Source organism: Streptomyces sp. NPDC058231, from assembly GCF_042882275.1.
GTDB lineage: Bacteria > Actinomycetota > Actinomycetes > Streptomycetales > Streptomycetaceae > Streptomyces.
In genome coordinates this window covers 1-18986 of sequence record NZ_JBHVWN010000105.1, presented here as the reverse complement: position 1 = coordinate 18986, position 18986 = coordinate 1, and the positions used below count along the sequence as shown (strand labels likewise).

The window sequence follows — 18986 nt, the reverse complement described above, 5'->3', positions numbered from 1 at the left end:
GCTCCGCATGCTCATCCGACGCTCGACGAGCCGCTATCGCTGGGATGGCCGCCCCACCACCCGACGCCTCAAGTGATCCATTTGCCGGTCGGTCTAAGCAGGACATCTTCAACGCGGTGTGGAAGACCGACGCCATCGCTGCGCCGTCCGACGCGACCGACATCAAGACCAACCCCAACTGGCAGGCGCTATCTGTCCTGCGGGACACGCAGGCCCGCGTCCGGTCGATAGACAAGCGGGTCGCTGCCATGAGCGCCGCGATCACTGCCCTCGCCGGGCAGGTCGGCATGGGCGCCGACACCGCAACCATCGTCACCGCGGTCGAGGCCGCGATCAAGTCTGCCGTCATCGACGTCAACATCAAGAGTAAGGACGCCTGACCATGTCTGACTTCAACCCGGAAGGCGTCGTCACGTCCGCTAAGACCTACGCGCGCGACCTCGCCGAGCGCGTGGCATCCACATTCGTCGGGGCATTTCTCGGCGGCGTCGTAATCACAACGCCCCTCGACGGCAGCATGTGGTACGCCGCGGGCGCGGGCGGCGTCGGCGCAGTCTGGTCCCTGCTGAAGGGGCTGGCCGCACGCCTGAAGGACAACAAGAACTCGGCCAGTCTCGCCCGAGGGGTGGGATGACCGCGCCCCAAGACCCGGGCGTGTACATCAGCTCATCCCAGATCTACCAGGAGATGAGATCCCTGCACGACGCGGTATCCCGGGTGGAGACGAAGCTCGACGGGCTGAGAGACAGCTATATCGAGGTCACGAAAGATGTTGCCGACCATGAGACCCGGTTGCGCGCGTTGGAGCGGGCCCGTTGGCCGTTGCCCACGATCGGCGCCCTGGCCGGCCTGGGTGGCACAGCAACCGGAATCCTCGCACTCCTCCGCTGACCACACCATCACGCCCTCTGTTCCGGCTGCGGCCGGGGCAGGGGGCGGTTTCGTCATCGGCTTCGTACCGATGGGACCCGGCCGCAGTGCCAATCGATACTTCAAGCTCGGTCTCAGGTCGGCGGTGGATGCAGGCCCGAGATGCCCTGGTCGCGGACGATGACTCGCGGACCGTGATCGGGGCCGCCGCTCAGGCCGGGAACCTCGTCGACGAGCAGAACATCCGGATGACGCTGGTCGTCGTGGAAAACCCAGGAAGCTGCGTCGCAGGGAAGTGTAAAACATCCCCCCTGACTCGTCTCGTGGATGACTCGACCTTTGGGTAAATTCTGCGCAATTGACGTGCCCTTAGCGCCCGCCGTGGGCCAGTCGGGTGCCCGGTGGCGAAGTACATGAGTGGAGAACACACTGACAAGTAGGGCTGCCCGCACGTTCAAGCCATCACTCGCTTCCCCGGCATGCAGAGTGGCGCTTAGGTGCAACACCAAACAAAACACCACAGCGGCACAGCAATGGCTGGATGGAACTCGAGCGGAATGCAGAACACGGCGAGTTTAAGGAACCGGCATGTTCCGAATAGTCACGCGAATGCTTCTAGCTACAGCCATTTCCGCATCGCTCGCGCTAGGCGTGGCGCCAACCGCGAACGCGCAGCCAGCCGCAGAGCCAGCAAACGCACCCAGCAGCGTAGAGGGCTCAGCATCACGTCTGCCCAGCGCGCCCTGCGAGGACGGGGATAACTCCAGCCAAGAGTGTCGCGATACGGGGCGCCGTGACACGGAGCGTCGTGACACAGGTCGCCACGACACCCCCAACTTCGAACTTACTTGCACGCAGGTGCCAATTCCGGGTTGCACGAGCAAGACGGAGCCCCCCAAGGTCAAAGAGTGTCCAATTCTCGACCCGCATGGGAGGAATGCCAAGAACAGGCCTTGCATCGAAAGGAAGGATTTGATCGAAATCCTGTTCCCCGGCAAGGGAAAGATATGCCCCATCAACGACCGGACGGGGAAGAATCCCAGCAACTGGGGTTGCATCAAAAACGAGGAGCCCGTAAAGAAAAATACGCAGCCCGGCAAGGGCGGGGTTTGCCCAACCAACGACCCGGACGGGAAGAAGAACCCCAGCAAAAACGGGGGTTGCACCCCGCGGCGCGGTGGTCTACTTAACCCCGGTAAGGGCGGGGTATGCCCCATCAACGACCGGGAGGGGAAGAACTACCCCAACTGGGGTTGCACTCCTCGGCCGATCGAAAAGACCAAGGTAAAGCCCTGCCCCAAGAACGACCCGACGGGGAAGAATCCCAGCAACAAGGGTTGCAAGCCCACCAATCCGCAGGCCAAGGGCAAGTGCTCCGTCTCGGTGAGTCCCACGTCCGTATATGTTGGCCACAATGTCCGGGTCCGAGGAGCTGGCTTCGCTCCAAACACGGCGGTCACAGTTTCCGTACCAGGGGCGACTTTCGGAGTTCCTACCAGCGGGCTGGGTCAGTTCGCCACCAACGGCCACAGTGTGCCACTCGGCACACATTTCGGGTCCTACACGGTGACGGCCTCGGACGGCACGAACACCTGCCGGGCCAGTCTCAACGTGTTCCAGGTAGAAGGCGGTGGGGCAGTCGTCAACGACTAGAACATCCGCATGACGCTGGTCGTCGTGGAACACCCAGGAAGCTGAGTCGCAGGGGACTGTAATACATCCCCAACCTGGCACGCCTCCAGGAGTGATGGCGCACGACGCCTTGCGGGGGCCACTCAATCCAAAGGGTGGCCCCGTCGTGCGGAGCACCCCAGGGAACCTCATGCAGCACACGGTCAACTCCATCACCGACCTCGCTCTCAACGCCCTGTACGAGACGGTGCGCGTGTACCGCCTTTAGGCTCCGCGACAAACCGTTCGACCTTCGGTGTCACAGGACAGCGTTCGTGGGGGTGCTCCTCGGCGGCGGGCCGGGGCACGGGGCGGTTTGGGTCAGCCAGCGTCCGGCTCAGGGTGCCGAACGATGCGCTTGAGCTCCCGCTCCACCTCGTACCGCGACTGCCCGGTCGCCTCTGCATGTGCCGTGATCGCCGCCTGCACGCCGACAGCGGTCTCCAACGTCAGCCGGTTCTCCCGCTGCTCGGCCCACGCCGCGCGTTCCAGCTCAATCAGTGCATCAGTCAGTTCGATTGCCACGGGCCGGATCGTAAGCGGAGGGTCTGACAATCATCTCGACTGCGTCCAAGGCAAGGTGCCACGGGTATCCCTCCGGTCGCCGCTCGCCCGGCTGGTTCGGCACGAAGCCACCCTCGCCATACAGCACCGTCACCCCCATCGACCGCAGGGCCTCCACCGACCAGTGGAACTGTGGATGCTGCGCATAGGCGCTGTTGACGCACGGCATGGCCACCGTCGGGATCTCCTTGCCGATCGCCTCCGCGACCACCCCGACAACGAACTTGCTCGTCAGGCCGAGGGACCACTCGTTGATCGTGTTGAACGTGGCCGGCGCGAGCATGATGGCGTGCGTCTCCGGCCACACGTCCGGCTCCGTGGGCAGCTTGTACTCGGAGCGCACGGGATGTCCGGTCAGCCGCTCCAGCTCCGGCAGCTGAGCCTCCAGCCAGCGGGCGGCCGTCGGGGTCAGCCCGAGGCACACATCCCACCCGCGAGCCTGCGCGCTCTGGATGACCCCGGCGATCTCAAGGACGGGCGGTGCGGCCGAGCCGAACAGGTACAGAGTCGTCATGCCGCCATCCGACCACACACGTGCAACCGCCCCCGAACTGGATGGAATCGGGGGCGATGCTGGGTCCGCCGCGCAGAAGCGCGAGTACCGTTCCAGATGGTGAGTCAGGAACGGAGCCCATTATGCCCAGACTGGACCACGACCACACGGGTGCCCGGATCAGAGAGCAGCGGAAACTCGCCAGGCTGACACAGCGGCAGCTGGCTGACCGTCTCCCGTACTCGTACAGCCTCCTCAACCAGGTCGAATGCGGCGCCAAGCCCGCCAACCTCGACTTCGTTGCGGCTGTCGCCCAGGCCCTCCGGGTCGACGTCACCGCGCTGACGGGGCAGCCCTACGTGACCGAACTGCAGCAGGACCGACTCGCCGAACTCGTGCGCCCCATCCGGGAAGCACTCGACCTGTATGACCTGGGGGCAGACGACACCATCCCCGACAGACCGGCCGAGCAGCTGATCGCCAGCGCCGAAGGACTCTGCGCCGAGGTGCGGGCCACACATCTACGGAACGCTGCCCGACGGCTGCCCTCGACAATCGCTGAGCTCACGACCGCGGCGTGGCGCGCCCAGTCGACGGAGCTGTGGCAGGCCCTCGCCTCGACGTACCGCACCGCACACGACGTCGCGGTGAAGCTCGGCTACTACGACCTCAGCTCGGTCGCCCTCGACCGCATGAACTGGGCTGCATACCGTGCCTCCGATCCCTGTCTCGCCGCGATCCGCCAGTACATGCGGGCTCTGGTGTATTTCCGTGAGGGCGAGTACACGATCGGACAGCGCCTCGTCACCGCCGGCCACGACATCGTCGGCGGAGCAGAGCAAACGAGGGAGGCCGTCGCAGTCACCGGGCAACTGCACCTCGGAGCCTCGGTCATCGCGGCCCGTGCGGACCAGCAGACCGCGGTCGACACTCACATCGCCGAAGCGAAGCGGTGCGCAGAGCAGACCGGGGACGCCTCCGAAATCCACTGGCTCAGCTTCGGCCCAACGAACGTGGCCCTGCACCGCATGTCCGCGGCTGTCGAGATGCGCCAGTACGACGAAGCCCTGACCCAGGCTCGACAGATCAGCATCCCGCCAGCGCTGGCCACGTCGCGGCGCGCCCACTTCCTCATCGACAAGGCGCGCTCCGAGATGGAGACCGGCCGCACCGAAGCGGCGCTGGCCAGCATCATCGAAGCCCGGCATGCCGCCCCGGAGCAGACCCGCTACCACCCGGGCGCACGCGAGACCATCAAGGGCCTGGTCCACATCTCGCGCCGCACCCCGGACAGCCTTGGGCACATGGCCGCCTGGATCGGTCTGTAGTCGCGCTCACGCCCCGACCTGCCAACGCTCACGAATCTGTGAGCGTTGAGCGCTTCCCCGCCCGTCACGCTGGTCTCGTACCTGATCAACGACGAGCCGGGGACACGCCATGACCGTGAGGGATTTACCGCCAGTCAACGAGCTCACCGAGCAGCAGCGCCGCGGGTGGCGTTGCGTCTGGTGCCGGCACCCCCTCACGGTGGGCGACGACATCGACCTCGGAGAGCAGCGCGCCCGGCCGACCGAGGGGGCCGCGTACTCATGGTTTCCTCGTGCCTGCGCCGATACCGAGGCGTGCACGGAGCGGGCCGATTCTCGGTCCGCCGACCCGCTGCACGGCGGACGTGAGGTGCGTCCGATGTGACCAGGCCGACGGTGTCCAGGGTGCAGGTAAATGGATCATGGTTTCGGGCAAGCGTACGAAGATCACCCCGTGGGTGTGTACTCGCATGTGTCCGGTTGTGAAGCGCTTGCTACTCGGCCAGGGTGAGCCAGTGCCGTTGGCACATGCACCACTCGGTAATCCCCAGCGGCCGCACGGACTTGAGCTGATGCGGCTACCAAGCGGTGCGGAGGCGTTCGCGTGTCCGCCTCTATGCGCCGTCAGACACCACGACTCGGTCAGGGTGTCCCGCCCCGTACCCATTTGGGTATGGGGCGGTCTACGTTGAACAGCAAGAGGCCCCCACCGATAAACCCGGTGGGGGCCTCGTCCGTGGTCCCAGCCTCCCCGCCGAGAGCCACAGATTCAGGGAGGCGCGTGTCAGGCGCGCGCGGGGAGACGTACCTGCCCCTCCCATGCGCCGCACTCTACGGTGTACCGGCCACGTTTCCACTCCCTCTATGGAGTGACGAGGGATCTTCGCCTCGGGACGATGTGGACTTTATGTGGCCTCTATGTGGCCTCGATCATGGAAAAGGCCCCCCGATCCGTGTGGATCAGAGGGCCCATTCAGGCTCTCACCTGCGATTTCCTACTGTGGGCGCGGACGGTTTCGAACCGCCGACATCTGCTTTGTAAGAGCAGCGCTCTACCCCTGAGCTACGCACCCGTGGATGAGGGAACAGCGTACATGGCGCAGGGCCCGTGCTCACAAACGGTTGCCCGGATCGTCCGGCCACCGGCCACCGGCGCAGCAGGCACGGCACCAGGCGCCAAACCACCGCGGACTGCACACCCCACGCCCCACGCCCCGCACCCCGCACCCCGCACCCGGGGGATATCCCCACCCCGCATACGGTGGCCGTCCGGATTCGGCCCGGGGTGGTGTGCTGCCTACGGTGGTTCCCTGCCGGCGGGACGGTCCGCCGGGACGGATGGGGGATCGATCGCCGTGGCAGTTCGCAGCCGTAGTCGCACAGTCGTTGCTTCCGGCGGGGCCGTACTTGTCGCCCTGGTCCTCACCGGTTGCGGTGGCCCGGATGCGGATGGCGCGCCGGTCGAGCACCGGTCGTTCGCGTTGAGCGGGAAGTCGTTGACCATCGACTCCGCCGGTACGGCGGTGGAGCTGGTGCCGGCCGATGTGGACAGGGTCGAGGTGACCCGTCGCGTCGACGGGTGGGTGGTGTTCGGGAACGGTCCCGATGCCCGTTGGGCTATGCGGGGCGGCACGCTCACACTGCGGGTGAAGTGCGACGCGCTGATCAGCAACTGTGCGGCGCGGCACGAGGTGAAGGTGCCGCGCGGGGTCGCGGTCACGGTGAAGGGGGACAACGGGTCGGTCACCGCGTCCGGATTCGGTACTCCTCTCACTCTCCGCTCCGACAACGGGAAGGTGACCGTCCGGGACTCCAGCGGGCCGCTGAGGCTGGAGAGCGACAACGGAGCCATCGTCGCGGAGCGGATCGGCGGCAGGTCCGTCTCCGCGCAGTCGAACAACGGGGCGGTCCGGCTCGGGTTCACCGCCGTGCCGGACCTGGTGGACACCGTCAGTGACAACGGGAGCGTGACCATCGAGCTGCCGGGCGGTTCCGGTCCGGGGGCGTACGCGGGGGCGTATGCGGTGACCGCCACCGCGGGGAACGGGAGCACCTCGGTGCGGGTGCCGCGCAGCGACAGCAGTCCGCACGTGGTGAAGGCGCACAGTGACAACGGGGAAGTCACGGTCCGAAGCGCGAACTAACCGGCCCGTGTGTTCGTCCTTACCTGGTGGGAGAATGAACCGGGCAGGGCGGAACGGCACGGGAGAGGGATGTGACGGCGACACACGCGCGGCCGCAGGCAGGAGCGGGTGGCAATTCCGCCGTCAGGGACGTCCTCGGTTTGATGCTGTTGCCGGTGCCGTTGCTAGTGGCCGCGCTGCCGGCCGCCTTTGCCGGCGGGGGTACGCGGCGCTGGTTCGGCGGCCGTGGCGGTGGTCAGCGCGCCGATGCGCAGGCGGCGAAGGACGCGGCCGCGGAGGCGTTCTACGAGCTGGACACGGCCCAGCGCGATCTGCAGATCTCGATCGAGACGATCACCGCGGTGGACAGTTCGCCCGCCGCGCGCAAGGCCGCGGACGATTTCGCCGCGCTGGGCCGACGGATCGACGAGGCCAGCCATGCGTACATCACGGCGGTCGACGCCCACGACCTGGACCGGGACGACCTGGAGCCCGCGGTGGCGTCGCGCGCCCGCGCGGAGCTGACGGGTGCCAAGGACGAGCTGGTACGGGTCAAGGGCGATCTGGACCGGTTCGCGCAGGGGCTCGGCCCGCTGCTGGGGAGCGCGGAGACGCAGCTCGCCCGGCTCGCGCCCGCGGTGGAACGGGCTCGGCAGGCCCTCCTCGGTGCGAGCAACGCTCTCGATGCGGTGCGGGCGTCCGGACTGAGAGCGGATGATCTCGCCGCGCGGCTGGCGGCCCTCGCTCCCGAACTGACCAAGCTGAACCAGGGGGCCGGCCGGCACGGGGTGCCGGAGACGCTGCAGCGCGCCGATGCGGTGCTGCGTGGCGCCGAGGCCGTACGGGCGGAGGCGGTGCAGCTCCCCGAGCGGGCCGCCGAGATCGACCACCGGCTGGTGTCGCTGCGTACCCGTGCCCAGGCTCTGACCACGCGTGCCGGTTCGGTGGAGCCGGTCCTGAGCGAACTGCGGCGGCGCTTCTCGGCCGCGTGCTGGCAGGACCTGCAGCCCGTGCCCGAGCAGGCGGCGGCCAACGTCCGGCAGGCCGAGGAGAAGCTGAAAGAAGCGGCCAAGGCGCGGGACGAGCAGCGCTGGGCGGACGCGACCTCCCGGCTGTCCACCGTGCGGGCCCTGCTCAACGCGACGGACGAGGCCGTGTCCGCGGCCGGAGACCGGCTGCACCGGCTCGACGACGTGTCCAAGGACCCGCAGCAGGAGATCCAGCGGACCCGGTTCGCGGTCCGGGACGCGCAGCGGCTGGCCATGGCGGGGCGCCATACGCCGGAGCCCCGCCACGCCCGGCCGCTGGACGACGCGGTGGTCCGGCTGGAGCATGCCGTCGCCGGACTGGAGGGCCGTCACCCCGACTACTGGCACTTCCTGACCGAGACCGAAGCGGTGCGGCGGACGGCTGCGCGGGTGGTGTCCGAGATCCGTGAGGAGCGGGGCGCCGGCGGCTGAGCCGAGTTGTCCGGGCCCGGGGCGGGGCGGATGCTGGTGGTAGCGGAAGGAGGCACCATGGCCGCCACCCATTCGCTGCATCTCCCGCGGCGACACGCACGGCACCCCGGACAGTCTCCGGGACGTCGGCCGGCGCCACGGAACAAGGTCGCCCGACTCGACGAGCAACTCCCGGTCGATCACCGGCTCAGCCGTGTCTACCGCATCGGGGCAGGGCTGATGGGACTGGTGCTGGTCGCCTTCGGCATCCTCGGCCTCATCGACAAGATCGGCATCTTCGACACGGGCGGCCACACGATCGCGGGCCTGAACACCAACGGCGCGCTGAGCATCCTCTCCATCTGCGTCGGTCTGCTCCTGTTCGTCGGGATGGTGATCGGCGGCAACTTCGCCTCGACGCTCAACATGGTTCTCGGTATCGCGTTCATCCTCAGCGGTTTCATCAATCTCGCGCTGCTCGACACCGGCTTCAACTTCCTCGCCTTCCACATGCAGAACGTCCTGTTCAGCTTTGTCGTCGGGCTGATGCTGATGATGTTCGGGATGTACGGGAGGGTCAGTGGCGGTCTTCCCCACGACAACCCGTACTGGCAGGCCCGTCACCCCGAGGAGGCCGCTCTGGAGGAGCGGAGCCGTTCCCGGCGGCCGTCCATGCCGATCGCGCCTCCGTAGCCGAACGCCGTTCGCGGTGGCAGGAGTTCGTGACTGTCCCTCATGAACCGGCGAGGCCGGATGCCGTCGCAGGAGACCGCAGCCGGTTAGCCTGGGGTCATGCCTCGTTACGAGTACCGCTGCCGCTCCTGCGGAGACACGTTCGAACTCAGCCGTCCGATGGCGGAGTCGTCGGCCCCTGCCTCGTGCCCCGCCGGGCACGAGGACACCGTGAAGCTTCTCTCCACCGTCGCCGTGGGCGGGTCGTCGGCCGGTTCCGCGCCCGCCGCGCCGTCGGGCGGCGGCGGCGGGGGCTGCTGCGGCGGGGGCTGCTGCGGCTGACCCCGGTGGCCCGTCGACCGGGGTGATCCGGCGGGCGGCGGGCCCTACCGCTTACGGGAGAGTGTCAGCCCGTCCGCCACGGTGAGCAGCACGCTGTCCATCCGCGGATCGGCGGCCACATGGTCGTTGAACTCCTTGATCGCCGCCGCTCCCCCGGTCGCCTGCGGGTCGGTCACGCCTCCGTGGAACAGCACGTTGTCCGTGACGACGAGGCCGCCCTGCCGCATCCGGGGCACCAGCTCCTCCCAGTACGGGACGTAGTTCCCCTTGTCCGCGTCCAGGTAGGCGAGATCGATGTGCGGTTCCGACGGCATCGCCCGCAGGGTGTCGAGTGCAGGAGCGATGCGCAGCTCGATCCGGTCGGCGACACCTGCCTTCTCCCACGCCTCGCGGCCGTAGGCGGTCCATTCCTCCGAGATGTCGCAGGCGATCAGCCGTCCGTCGGCGGGCAGCGCCTGCGCCATCGCCAGCGCCGAGAACCCGGTGAACGTCCCGACCTCGACGATGTGCCGGGCCCCGGTCAGCCGTACGAGGAAGGCGAGCAGCGGCGCCTGCTCCTCGGAGGACTGCATGCCGGCCCGGTCCGGAAGGCGTGCGTAGGTGGTCTCGACGAGCTCACGCTGCACCGCGTCGAGCGGCGGATTGTGCGCCAGCATGTACGCGTAGAGCTCGTCCGTGATCTTTGTGGCGTTTCCCTTGGTCATCGCACAATCCCTCTCCGCCCGTCCGGGCAGGCTGGTGGTCCGGTCCCCGGATGCCGGCGTGCGGCGGGGGACACGGCGGCCGGAGCCACTGTTCCCTGTCGGCGCGCGCTAAGACGGCGTCGGGGGTGTTCCGCCCGGCGCGCCCCGGTGGGATGCGGACGGCCGGGCGAGGCCGGGGGGTCGCGGACGCCGCCCCGGCGGGCGGCGCAGGTGTCAGAGGACCTGCGCCCGGGCGGAAGCCAGGATGAACCGCCGGAGGATCTCCTCCCCCGCCAACACACCGCGTTCCGCCAGTACGTCGATGTGCGGGGCGCTCCAGTCCGTGTCGGCGAGTTCGCCGTGGCCCGGGCGCCAGGCGCGGTCGGCGGCGAGCAGCAGGTCGGCGTCGAGGAGCGAGTCGCCGGCGGCGAGGGTGAGGGTGGCACCGGCGCGGCGGGCCACCTCGTGCATCGCGGCGCTCTTGGTGAGCGGCCGGGGTACGGCGTAGATCTTGCGGCCCTGGAGGGACACGGTCCAGCCGCGGGGCTCCGCCCACTCCGCGAGTTCCCGCACCCAGTCCGCGGGCAGCAGGGAGCGTTCGACGACGAGGTAGGCGAAGAGGTCCTCGGCGACCCGCTCCTTCAGCAGCCAGGCGGGGTCCGCGGTGGAGACGAGGTGGGCGCGGACCTCGGCGAGCGAGGCGCATTCGTCGGCGAGCCGGCGGGCCACCCGGTCCTGCCAGTCCGGGTCGGAGACCCCGTCGACCAGGAGGTGTCCGCCATTGGCGCAGATGGCGAACTTCGGTGCGGGGCCCGGGAGGCTGATGCGCTGGTACTGCTCGCGGGAGCGGGTGGTCGTGGGCACGAAGACCGTGGTGCGGGCCAGTTGGTCGAGGAGGGCGGCGGCGGTCTCCGTCAGGTAGGAGAGCGGCTTGTTCCCGTACATCTCGACGCAGAGCAGCCGGGGTGCGTCGGCGTCCGGCATGGCGAGCTGGAGTGCCGCCGTCGAATAGATGAGGGTGCGGTCGAGGTCGCTGGCAACCACGGTCACGGGCGTGGCCGGACCGGTCGCAGCCGTCGGGGCAGTCACTTGGACGCCACCGATGTGCCGTCCGCGCCCGTCGCTCCCCGGGTGTACTTCGGGTGGATCAGCCCGACACAGGTGTACGGGAGTTCGTCGACCTCCTCGACCGGCACGCCGCGCTGCTCGGCCAGCAGACGGATGTGTTCGAGGTCGGTACCGGCGCCGCGCTTGGCGAGGATCTTCCATGGGACACGCCGCAGCAGCACGCGGGTGGTCTCACCGACACCCGGCTTGACGAGGTTCACGTCGTGGATGCCGTACTCCTCACTGATGCGTTCGACGGCGGCCCAGCCCTCCCACGTCGGGGCGCGGTCGGCCTCCAGCATCTCCTTGACCTCGGCGTCCACCGCGTCGACGACCTCGTCGAAGTGGGCGGTGACGGTGTCGAGGAAGTGGCCGGACACATCGGCGGCCGCGAGCTCGCGGTAGAACTTCGCGCCGTGGAAGTCATGGGGTCCGACCAGGTCGGACCGGAGGACGGTACGGGAGATCAGGCCGGAGACGGTGGAGTTGAGGCAGGCGGACGGAATGAGGAAGTCCTCGCGGGTGCCGTAGGTCCGGACGCAGCCGCCCGGGTCGGCCAGCACCGCGATCTCCGGGTCGAAGCCGTCGAACTCGGCGAGCGCCGCCGAGAGTTCGCGGGTGATCGCGCCCTTGCCGGTCCAGCCGTCCACGAAGACGACGTCCGCCGGGTCGTGGTGGGCGGCCAGCCAGCGCAGGGCGTTGGCGTCGATACCGCGACCGCGCACGATGGAGACGGCGTAGTGCGGCAGGTCGAGCCCGTGGCGGTGCTGCGCCCAACGGCGCATCAGCACGCCGACCGGGGTGCCGGCCCGGGCGAGGGAGACCAGAACGGGGCGGGGTCCGCGCTCGGCGAGGACCGTCTCGGTGACGGTGCCGACGGCCCGCGCGATGCGGGCGGCAGACAGGTCGAGTGCCGCCTTGAAGAGGTCCTGGTACTGGGCGGACGGCTGGTACTCGACGGGCAGCGACTCGGCGTAGTGCGCGCCACCGCTCTGTATCGCCTCCTCGCGTTCCTCCGTGGGCGCCTCCAGTTCGGTGTCCGAGAGGTCCTGGAGCAGCCAGCCGACCTCATCGGGTGCGTAGGAGGAGAAGAGGGGGCCGCGAAGGGGATCGGGCAGCATCGGGGGTTCCTGTCGCTCGGGGGCGGTGGCAGGGGCGGCCGACGGAACGTAGGAGGGGACGACGGCCAGCAGGACATGGGGGGTGTGGGCGGCGAGTTCCGCCAGGAGGCCGTCGGGGGCGTGCAGCTCAGGCGTGTCGGCGGCGGAGTCGACGACCACCACCACGGCGTCGAAGCCGGCGCCCGCGACGTTGTAGGCGTAACGGTCCCCGGGGCCGTCGGCCGGGTTGTCGTGGGCCGGGAAGACCAGCCGGCTGCGTATCGCGTAGCCGGGGTCGTCGACGGCGAGGACGGGGGACCGCGTGGTGGTCGAGTAGCGCACCTCGGCGTCGATGTGCTCCTCCAGGGCGGTGCCGAGCCGGAGCGGCGCGTACATCAGCTCCTCGAAGCCGAGGACGAGGACGCGGCGGGCGTCGCCGCCCAAGGCCCCGGCGATGCGGGCGCCCATCGCGGGAAGGGCCGATTCGAGCATCTCGCGGTGGGCCGGCGTGAAGCCGTGCCGTCCGCCGTCGGGCACTCCGGCGGGCCACCGCAGCTCGACCCGGGTGCAGCTGCGGCCGGCGCCGGACACGGCACCGATACCGATACCGGTGGCGGTCGCGGCCGCCTCGGCCACCGCCTGTGCCGATTCGTGGGCGGCCACCAGTGCCTGGCCCCTGGCCAGGACACCGTCCGGGAGGCGGACCGTCCCCGTTCCCCTCGCGACCAGGTCGACGCGCGCCCCGATCTCGGCGGCGAACGCGGTCAGCCGGTCCCGGTCTGCCGCCGACCGCATGTCCACCAGGGCCACGATGACGTACCGGTCGCGTGGACGGAGCTCGTGCAGCGCCCGGATCGTGTTGAGCACGGTGTTGCCGGTGGAGAATTCGTCGTCCACCAGTACCAACGGTGTCCCGGCGGGCCCGTCGCCGCTCGCGGTGCCGCTTCCCAGCAGGTGCGGGTCCTCCGGCAGCAGCAGATGGGAGGTCGCGTGCGAGTGCGACTCCTCGAAGCCGCCCGCCCGGGCCACACCCTCGACCGGGCGCCGTGTCGAGTGGAGGTACGGCGCCACGCCCAGCCCGTCGGCGACCGCGTGGCCGAGGCCGGTGGCCGTCTCCGCGTATCCGAGCACCACCGCCCGGCGTGCCTCCGCCTCCCCGAGGAGTTCGCGCACCCGCCGGCCGAGCTCGAACCCCGCGCCGTACACGACGGAGGGACGCTGCGGCACATGCTTGCCCAGCACATTGGAGACCAGCAGATGTGCCCGCTTGGGGTTGCGGCGCAGGGCGAGGCCCAGCAGTTCCCGGAGCTCGCCGTCGCCTTCGGGCTTCCCGTCGCCGACGAGCTCGACGCCCAGCCGCTCTGCCACCCAGCTACCCGACCACACCACGTTCGCCGTCTCTTTCCTTGCCGCGCGCCCGCTCATCGGACCGCGCTCATTCCGCCAGGCCCGCGGTCAGCAGCTCCACGAACCCGACGTCTTCCTTCGCCACGCCGAAGACCTCCGCCCGCCGCAGCGTGCGCTCGGCCCACGCGCGGTGCGGCTTCACTTCGTTCATTTTGTTCGTATATGCGGAACGCATCACTCCGCCGCCGCCCCGCTCCGGCCGCAGGATGTCCTGCGCGTCGCTGAACTCCTCGTGGCTGACCACGGACAGTGCGTGCACGGGTGCGACGTGCGAGGGATGGATACAGGTCTTGCCCAGCAGACCGTTGGCCCGGTCGAGCTCGATCTCCCGCAGCAGCCCGTCCAGGTCGTGCTCGATCAGCTCGGTTCGCAGCCCCTCGGCCCGGCCCTCCTGGAAGGGGCTGCGGCGCAGCTGCGGCTTGAACATGCGTTCCTGGAGCCGGAAGTACTCCCACACCGGTCCGGTGATGGTGAAGCCCGTGCCGTCGGCGCGGCCCAGCACGTTGACCACGTCGGCTATGACCGCGGCGATGAGCTGGACGTCGTACGCCGTCATGTCGGGGGCCCTGCGCAGTCCGTACGCCGAGCAGAAGTCGGTGACCCCGAGCCGCAGGGCGAGCACCCGGTCCCGGTACGTCTCCACGGTGCGGGCGATTCCCTGGAGCGTCGCCGCCCGGCTCTCCAGGTGCAGCAGCTCGGGCGATTCCAGGACGGGCATGGCGAACAGGCGCCGGCCCCCGGCCGTCTCCGCCTTGGTGAGTGCCTCCATGAACGGCACGCCACGCTCTTCGGTGAACTTAGGAAGTACAAAACCGGACAACAATTGGACGGAACTGCCGAGACGGCGCACCAGGTCGGTTATCTGTTCCGGTTCGCGGACCCGGATGAAGAGCAGCGGCACCTCGGCGCCGCGCGCCGCGAGGTCGGTGAACTGCCTGACCAGGTTGTCCTCGGCGTCCGCCACCTCGGAGTCGTCGATCGAATCCTCCAGGCACAGCACCATCGAGACGACACCGCGTCCGGCCTGCTTGATGACGTCGTCCGCGAGCCGCGGCCGGGTGGCCGGGCAGTAGAGAGTCGCACCCAGAGCCGCCGAGAGCGTCCGGGCGGGTGAGTCCAGCCCGAATTCGCACGGCTCCTGGATGAACAGGCCTTCCCGCGCAGCGGGCGAGATGTGCCCGAAATGACGCATGTGATTCCCCCGTACTGCCTGACAGGCCGGACAACGTATGGCCGGTAATAGTACGTTCGGACAGGTGTCGACAGTTCCCCACGTGCATGAATTTCGGGTAACTCGTCCATTTCCCGATGGGTCCGCACACTCCGGAACGCGTAGTTCCGGCGTACTGCCTGCCCACGGGTTGTGCCCCCCGCGTTGTCTGCCCGGGCAGCCAGCAGGCAGGATGACCGCCATGACGCACGCGATGCTGAAGGGCTCGAACGTCCCCCTCGATGCCATGGCCGTACGGGCCGTGCTGCGCTGGACCCCGGGCCCCGGGGTCCCCGATGTGGATGCCTCGGCCCTGCTCCTCGGCGCCGGTGGCCGCGTGCGGTCCGACGAGGACTTCGTCTTCTACAACCAGCCCCGGCACCCATCCGGCCTGGTACGACGGCTGCCCAAGCGCAGTGTCGCCGAAGGGCTCACCGACACCGTCGAGGCCGACCTGGGCGCGCTCGACCTCTCGGTCGAACAGGTGGTCATCGCCGCCTCCTCCGACGGGGCCGCCTTCCAGCAGGTCCATGATCTCCGCATCCTGCTGTACGACGCCGCGTCGGCGGGCGGAGACCCGCTCGCCATATTCGATGTCCGGCCGGAGACGGGCGAGGAAACCGCGATCATCTGCGGCGAGCTCTACCGTCGCGGCGATGGCTGGAAATTCCGGGCGGTCGGCCAGGGATACCCGACCGGCCTCATCGGCCTGGCGACCGCGTTCGGCATCTCGGTCGACGAGGCCGAGGCCGCGGTCGAGCCCGATCCGGCACACGCACCCGCGGCGCCGACGGCCACCCCCGCGTTTCCCCCGGCACCGGCGCCCGGCCCCGACTCCCAGGCCACGGTCCTGCACCAGCAGCCCGCGTACGGCTATCCACAGCCCCCGGCGGCCGCCCCGGCTCCGCAGCCCGCGTACGGCTACCCGCAGCCCACCGCGGCTGCGCCCGCTCCGCGGCCCGCCTACGGGTACCCGCAGCCGACCGCCGCGCAGCCCGCGTACGGCTATCCGCAGCCCGCGGCCGCCGCCGCGCCCGCCCCGGACCCGAACTTCGTCCTGCCGCCCCAGGGGCCGCAGTTCGTCCGGTCCTGACCGCAGCCGCGCCGCCGGCACCCGTCGCGGCACGGGACGCGCGTACCGCCGCGGCCCGTGGCGGCGCTCAGGCACGGGACGCTCAGGCACGGGACTTGTAGCCGCGCCCCCACTGCATCCCCCAGCCGTACAGCCGGTCCAGCTCCGACTGGAAGCCGTAGACGAACTTCACCTCGCGTCGCACGATCAGCTCGCCCTTGACGTTCTCCACGGTGAACACGGCGCACGAGCGTGCCTGCGGCGCCCGCTCGTCGAGCTCGATCTCGATCCGGGGACCGTTGCCGGGATAGAGCGTCACCTTGGCGTGCGTACGGTCGAACGCCGGGGTCTGGTCGTAGATGTAGACGAAGAAGAGCAGCCGCTTGATCTTCTCCCGCTGGTCGAGGTTGACGTAGACGGTCTCCCCCGACGGCGCCCCGAAGCGGTCGTCCCCGCTGAGCCGGATGTACGGCGGCCCGTTCAGGTCGCCGATCAGATTGCCGAGCGGCTGCACCACGCCCTTGGTGCCGTCCATCAGCTCGTACATGCAGCCCAGGTCCAGATCCACGTTGACCACGCCCTGGGTGTGCGCCTGGACCACGTCGGGCTGGAAGAGCTTGAACGGCCGCAGCAGCCGACCGCTCTGCCGCGACCTGCCCTCGATGTCGGACGTACGCATCTGCCAGGAGAGGTTGACCCGCAGGTTGCCGGTCAGCGCGCCCTGCTTGGTCAGCGAGACCGTGGCGTGCCGCTTGGAGAGCACGATCGAGTTGGTCGCCGCGTTGCCCGACTCGAACTGTGCTTCCCGCCCCGGCCACAGGCCGTGCCAGAACGCCATCCCAACCCCCACACGTCTCGGTAAGTGCCCAGGCCCCCGCACGCATCACAGCGGGGCGGCCCCCGGGCCGGATCCGGGGGTGTACCCCGAGGAACCGTCGCCGTACGGACCGCCCCGCTGAGAGCGTTCCTCAATACCTACCGGGTCACACCCCGGACGGGACTTCCGCCTTGGAGCCCGAGTTGTCGTCGCCGCCTCCGGCCTCCAGCGCCTTGTTGCGCCGGACCGAGGACCAGAAGGACCAGGCGATCAGCACGACGCCGACGAGGCCGGTGATGATCTCGTTGATCTCGTACTGGATGGTGACGAGCAGGATGACGGACAGCGCGCCGATCGCGTAGTGCGCGCCGTGCTCCAGGTAGACGTAGTCGTCGAGGGTGCCCTGACGGACCAGGTAGACCGTGAGCGACCGGACGTACATGGCGCCGATACCGAGGCCGAGGGCCATCAGCACGATGTTGTTGGTGATGGCGAAGGCGCCGATGACGCCGTCGAACGAGAAGGACGCGTCGAGCACCTCGAGATAGAGGAACATGAAGAACGCGGCCTTGCCGGAGAGGACCACCGCGGAGAGCTTCTTGCCGCTCTTCTTGGCCTCTTCCTCGGCCTCGTGCTCGCGCTCCTCCTCTTCCTCGAGCTTGTTCTCGAAGTAGCCGGAGAGACCGCCGACGATGAGGTACGTGATCAGACCCGCGACGCCCGCGAGCAGAACGGTCTCCGCCTTGTCCGCGTGACCGCCGCCGTGCTGGTGTGCTTGGGTCGCGAAGGTCATGGCCGAGATCAGCAGCACGATGAGCGCGATACAGACCGACAGCATGTCGACCTTGCCGAGCTTGGCGAGCGGACGCTCGATCCAGCGCAGCCACTGGATGTCACGCTCCTCGAAGATGAAGTCGAGGAAGATCATCAGCAGGAACATGCCACCGAAGGAGGCGATCGCCGGGTGGGCGTCCGTGACCAGTTCCTGATATCGGTCGGGCTGGTTGAACGAGAGATCGACCGCCTCGATGGGACCCAACTTGGCGGTGATGGCCACGATCACGACGGGGAAGACCAGCCGCATACCGAAGACCGCGATGAGGACACCGACCGTGAGGAAGATCTTCTGCCAGAAGGCATTCATCTTCTTCAGGATTCCGGCGTTGACCACCGCATTGTCGAAGGACAGCGAGATCTCGAGGACGGAAAGGATCGCGACCACCCCGAGGGCCTCCCACCCCCCGTAGAACACCGCTGCGACCAGGCCGAGCGCGGTAATCGCGAACGACCAGCCGAAGGTTTTCAGAAGCACTGGCTACCCCATCGTGTGTGAAACGGGTCTCCCCCGGATGTGTGCGGGGCTCCCCCGCGCCGTGCGCGGCTTTACGAAACGTTGACCCCGAAGTCTAGAGCGATGCCCCGAAGTCCCGACGCGTACCCCTGTCCCACCGCACGGAACTTCCACTCGCCGCTGTACCGGTAGAGCTCTCCGAAGATCATCGCGGTCTCCGTCGAGGCGTCCTCACTCAGGTCGTAGCGGGCGAGTTCCTGTCCGTCGGCCTGGTTCACCACACGGATGAACGCATTGCTGACCTGGCCGAATGTCTGGCCGCGGTTGTCGGCCTCATGGATCGAGACCGGGAAAACGATCTTGTCGCAGTGGGCGGGGACCTGGGTGAGGTTCACGATGATCGACTCGTCGTCGCCCTCGCCCTCACCGGTGAGGTTGTCGCCCGTATGTTCCACGGAGCCGTCCGGGCTCGTGAGGTTGTTGTAGAACACGAACCACTCGTCGCCGAGGACCCGGCCCGACTGGCACAGCAGTGCGCTGGCGTCGAGGTCGAAGTCGGCGCCCGTGGTGGATCGTGCGTCCCAGCCGAGGCCGACGAGCACCTGGGTGAGGTTGGGTGCGGCCTTGGAGAGGGAGACATTGCCTCCCTTGGCGAGCGTGACGCCCATGGTGTGAGTCCTCCCCGAGTCGATGAACCGTCTGTTGAGCGCGTCCGGGGGCGCCCCGGGGGGGGGGCCGGGCGGGGGCGGGGGGGGGGGGGGCCCGGGGGGGCCCCCCCGGGGGCTTATAAAAAAAAGAAGCGGGCCCCCGGAGTGGGG

Annotated in this window: 18 protein-coding genes, 1 tRNA gene and 1 pseudogene; 10 read left to right on the top strand and 10 right to left on the bottom strand. The window is 68.9% G+C overall.

The genetic code is table 11. The features are described 5' to 3' along the window. The 4 genes and pseudogenes from ACFVXE_RS36815 to ACFVXE_RS36800 all read left to right on the top strand — a co-directional run. Positions 1 to 380: pseudogene (locus ACFVXE_RS36815) on the top strand (hypothetical protein); the annotation flags it as partial. Between the two features lie 2 nt (positions 381 to 382). Further along, positions 383 to 634 (top strand): hypothetical protein, encoded by a 252-nt coding sequence (locus tag ACFVXE_RS36810; RefSeq protein WP_389677903.1) that lies wholly within the window; start codon positions 383 to 385, stop codon positions 632 to 634. Beyond that, entirely contained in the window at positions 631 to 891 is a 261-nt protein-coding gene (locus ACFVXE_RS36805) for a hypothetical protein (RefSeq protein WP_389677901.1), read from the top strand. Before ACFVXE_RS36810 ends, ACFVXE_RS36805 begins: the two co-directional genes overlap by 4 nt. Before the next feature lie 951 nt (positions 892 to 1842). After that, positions 1843 to 2523, top strand: a complete 681-nt coding sequence (locus ACFVXE_RS36800) for a hypothetical protein (RefSeq protein ID WP_389677899.1) — start codon at positions 1843 to 1845, stop codon at positions 2521 to 2523. A gap of 339 nt (positions 2524 to 2862) precedes the next feature. Here ACFVXE_RS36800 and ACFVXE_RS36795 read toward each other — a convergent pair whose 3' ends face one another. Together ACFVXE_RS36795 and ACFVXE_RS36790 are read right to left on the bottom strand one after the other, a co-directional pair. Further along, positions 2863 to 3066, bottom strand: coding sequence for a hypothetical protein (locus ACFVXE_RS36795; RefSeq protein ID WP_389677897.1), 204 nt, complete (start codon positions 3064 to 3066; stop codon positions 2863 to 2865). Beyond that, positions 3047 to 3619 carry a flavoprotein gene (locus tag ACFVXE_RS36790; RefSeq protein WP_389677896.1) on the bottom strand — a complete coding sequence of 191 codons (573 nt, stop codon included), beginning with the start codon at positions 3617 to 3619 and terminating at the stop codon, positions 3047 to 3049. The genes ACFVXE_RS36795 and ACFVXE_RS36790 overlap by 20 nt, the downstream gene beginning before the upstream one ends. A 122-nt stretch (positions 3620 to 3741) precedes the next feature. Here ACFVXE_RS36790 and ACFVXE_RS36785 point away from each other — a divergent pair, with 122 nt between their 5' ends. After that, positions 3742 to 4926: a helix-turn-helix domain-containing protein gene (locus tag ACFVXE_RS36785; RefSeq protein ID WP_389677895.1), complete on the top strand. Its 1185-nt coding sequence runs from the start codon at positions 3742 to 3744 to the stop codon at positions 4924 to 4926. 980 nt (positions 4927 to 5906) lie between these two features. Here the strand turns inward: ACFVXE_RS36785 and ACFVXE_RS36780 are convergent. Then, positions 5907 to 5978, bottom strand: a tRNA-Val gene (locus ACFVXE_RS36780). A gap of 282 nt (positions 5979 to 6260) precedes the next feature. On the opposite strand from ACFVXE_RS36780, the gene ACFVXE_RS36775 reads away from it, so the two are divergent. From ACFVXE_RS36775 to ACFVXE_RS36760, 4 genes are all read left to right on the top strand, one after another. Continuing rightward, positions 6261 to 7049 (top strand): hypothetical protein, encoded by a 789-nt coding sequence (locus ACFVXE_RS36775; protein ID WP_389677893.1) that lies wholly within the window; start codon positions 6261 to 6263, stop codon positions 7047 to 7049. Positions 7050 to 7120: 71 nt separating this feature from the next. After that, positions 7121 to 8488 (top strand): hypothetical protein, encoded by a 1368-nt coding sequence (locus tag ACFVXE_RS36770; protein WP_389677891.1) that lies wholly within the window; start codon positions 7121 to 7123, stop codon positions 8486 to 8488. Between the two features lie 57 nt (positions 8489 to 8545). Next, positions 8546 to 9160 (top strand): DUF4383 domain-containing protein, encoded by a 615-nt coding sequence (locus tag ACFVXE_RS36765; RefSeq protein ID WP_389677890.1) that lies wholly within the window; start codon positions 8546 to 8548, stop codon positions 9158 to 9160. A gap of 99 nt (positions 9161 to 9259) precedes the next feature. Beyond that, complete coding sequence (locus ACFVXE_RS36760; protein WP_389677888.1) at positions 9260 to 9481, top strand: zinc ribbon domain-containing protein; 222 nt, start codon at positions 9260 to 9262, stop codon at positions 9479 to 9481. 44 nt (positions 9482 to 9525) lie between these two features. Here the strand turns inward: ACFVXE_RS36760 and ACFVXE_RS36755 are convergent, their stop codons facing one another. The 4 genes from ACFVXE_RS36755 to ACFVXE_RS36740 all read right to left on the bottom strand — a co-directional run bounded on the left by ACFVXE_RS36755 (position 9526) and on the right by ACFVXE_RS36740 (position 14970). Further along, positions 9526 to 10185 carry an O-methyltransferase gene (locus ACFVXE_RS36755; protein ID WP_389677887.1) on the bottom strand — a complete coding sequence of 220 codons (660 nt, stop codon included), beginning with the start codon at positions 10183 to 10185 and terminating at the stop codon, positions 9526 to 9528. Positions 10186 to 10398: 213 nt separating this feature from the next. Next, entirely contained in the window at positions 10399 to 11208 is an 810-nt protein-coding gene (locus tag ACFVXE_RS36750) for an HAD family hydrolase (protein ID WP_389677885.1), read from the bottom strand. A gap of 41 nt (positions 11209 to 11249) precedes the next feature. Then, positions 11250 to 13796 (bottom strand): phosphoribosyltransferase, encoded by a 2547-nt coding sequence (locus tag ACFVXE_RS36745; protein WP_389677884.1) that lies wholly within the window; start codon positions 13794 to 13796, stop codon positions 11250 to 11252. 10 nt (positions 13797 to 13806) lie between these two features. Continuing rightward, entirely contained in the window at positions 13807 to 14970 is a 1164-nt protein-coding gene (locus ACFVXE_RS36740) for an HpcH/HpaI aldolase/citrate lyase family protein (protein WP_389677882.1), read from the bottom strand. A gap of 220 nt (positions 14971 to 15190) precedes the next feature. Here ACFVXE_RS36740 and ACFVXE_RS36735 point away from each other — a divergent pair, with 220 nt between their 5' ends. Then, positions 15191 to 16081, top strand: a complete 891-nt coding sequence (locus tag ACFVXE_RS36735) for a TerD family protein (protein WP_389677880.1) — start codon at positions 15191 to 15193, stop codon at positions 16079 to 16081. 82 nt (positions 16082 to 16163) lie between these two features. On the opposite strand, the gene ACFVXE_RS36730 is transcribed toward ACFVXE_RS36735, so the two are convergent. From ACFVXE_RS36730 to ACFVXE_RS36720, 3 genes are all read right to left on the bottom strand, one after another. Then, positions 16164 to 16898 carry a Tellurium resistance gene (locus ACFVXE_RS36730; protein WP_389677878.1) on the bottom strand — a complete coding sequence of 245 codons (735 nt, stop codon included), beginning with the start codon at positions 16896 to 16898 and terminating at the stop codon, positions 16164 to 16166. 145 nt (positions 16899 to 17043) lie between these two features. Beyond that, positions 17044 to 18189, bottom strand: a complete 1146-nt coding sequence (locus ACFVXE_RS36725; RefSeq protein WP_389677876.1) for a DUF475 domain-containing protein — start codon at positions 18187 to 18189, stop codon at positions 17044 to 17046. A 71-nt stretch (positions 18190 to 18260) separates the two neighbouring features. Next, complete coding sequence (locus ACFVXE_RS36720) at positions 18261 to 18836, bottom strand: TerD family protein (protein ID WP_030925921.1); 576 nt, start codon at positions 18834 to 18836, stop codon at positions 18261 to 18263. Between the last annotated feature and the right edge of the window lie 150 nt (positions 18837 to 18986).

Bases quoted from the DNA above. Each gene is read 5' to 3' on its own strand.
- ACFVXE_RS36785 (WP_389677895.1), top strand. From the start codon at position 3,742: ATGCCCAGACTGGACCACGACCACACGGGTGCCCGGATCAGAGAGCAG.
- ACFVXE_RS36740 (WP_389677882.1), bottom strand. From the start codon at position 14,970: ATGCGTCATTTCGGGCACATCTCGCCCGCTGCGCGGGAAGGCCTGTTC.
- ACFVXE_RS36745 (WP_389677884.1), bottom strand. From the start codon at position 13,796: ATGAGCGGGCGCGCGGCAAGGAAAGAGACGGCGAACGTGGTGTGGTCG.
- ACFVXE_RS36760 (WP_389677888.1), top strand. From the start codon at position 9,260: ATGCCTCGTTACGAGTACCGCTGCCGCTCCTGCGGAGACACGTTCGAA.
- ACFVXE_RS36755 (WP_389677887.1), bottom strand. From the start codon at position 10,185: ATGACCAAGGGAAACGCCACAAAGATCACGGACGAGCTCTACGCGTAC.
- ACFVXE_RS36790 (WP_389677896.1), bottom strand. From the start codon at position 3,619: ATGACGACTCTGTACCTGTTCGGCTCGGCCGCACCGCCCGTCCTTGAG.
- ACFVXE_RS36810 (WP_389677903.1), top strand. From the start codon at position 383: ATGTCTGACTTCAACCCGGAAGGCGTCGTCACGTCCGCTAAGACCTAC.
- ACFVXE_RS36730 (WP_389677878.1), bottom strand. From the start codon at position 16,898: ATGGCGTTCTGGCACGGCCTGTGGCCGGGGCGGGAAGCACAGTTCGAG.
- ACFVXE_RS36720 (WP_030925921.1), bottom strand. From the start codon at position 18,836: ATGGGCGTCACGCTCGCCAAGGGAGGCAATGTCTCCCTCTCCAAGGCC.
- ACFVXE_RS36805 (WP_389677901.1), top strand. From the start codon at position 631: ATGACCGCGCCCCAAGACCCGGGCGTGTACATCAGCTCATCCCAGATC.
- ACFVXE_RS36765 (WP_389677890.1), top strand. From the start codon at position 8,546: ATGGCCGCCACCCATTCGCTGCATCTCCCGCGGCGACACGCACGGCAC.
- ACFVXE_RS36735 (WP_389677880.1), top strand. From the start codon at position 15,191: ATGACGCACGCGATGCTGAAGGGCTCGAACGTCCCCCTCGATGCCATG.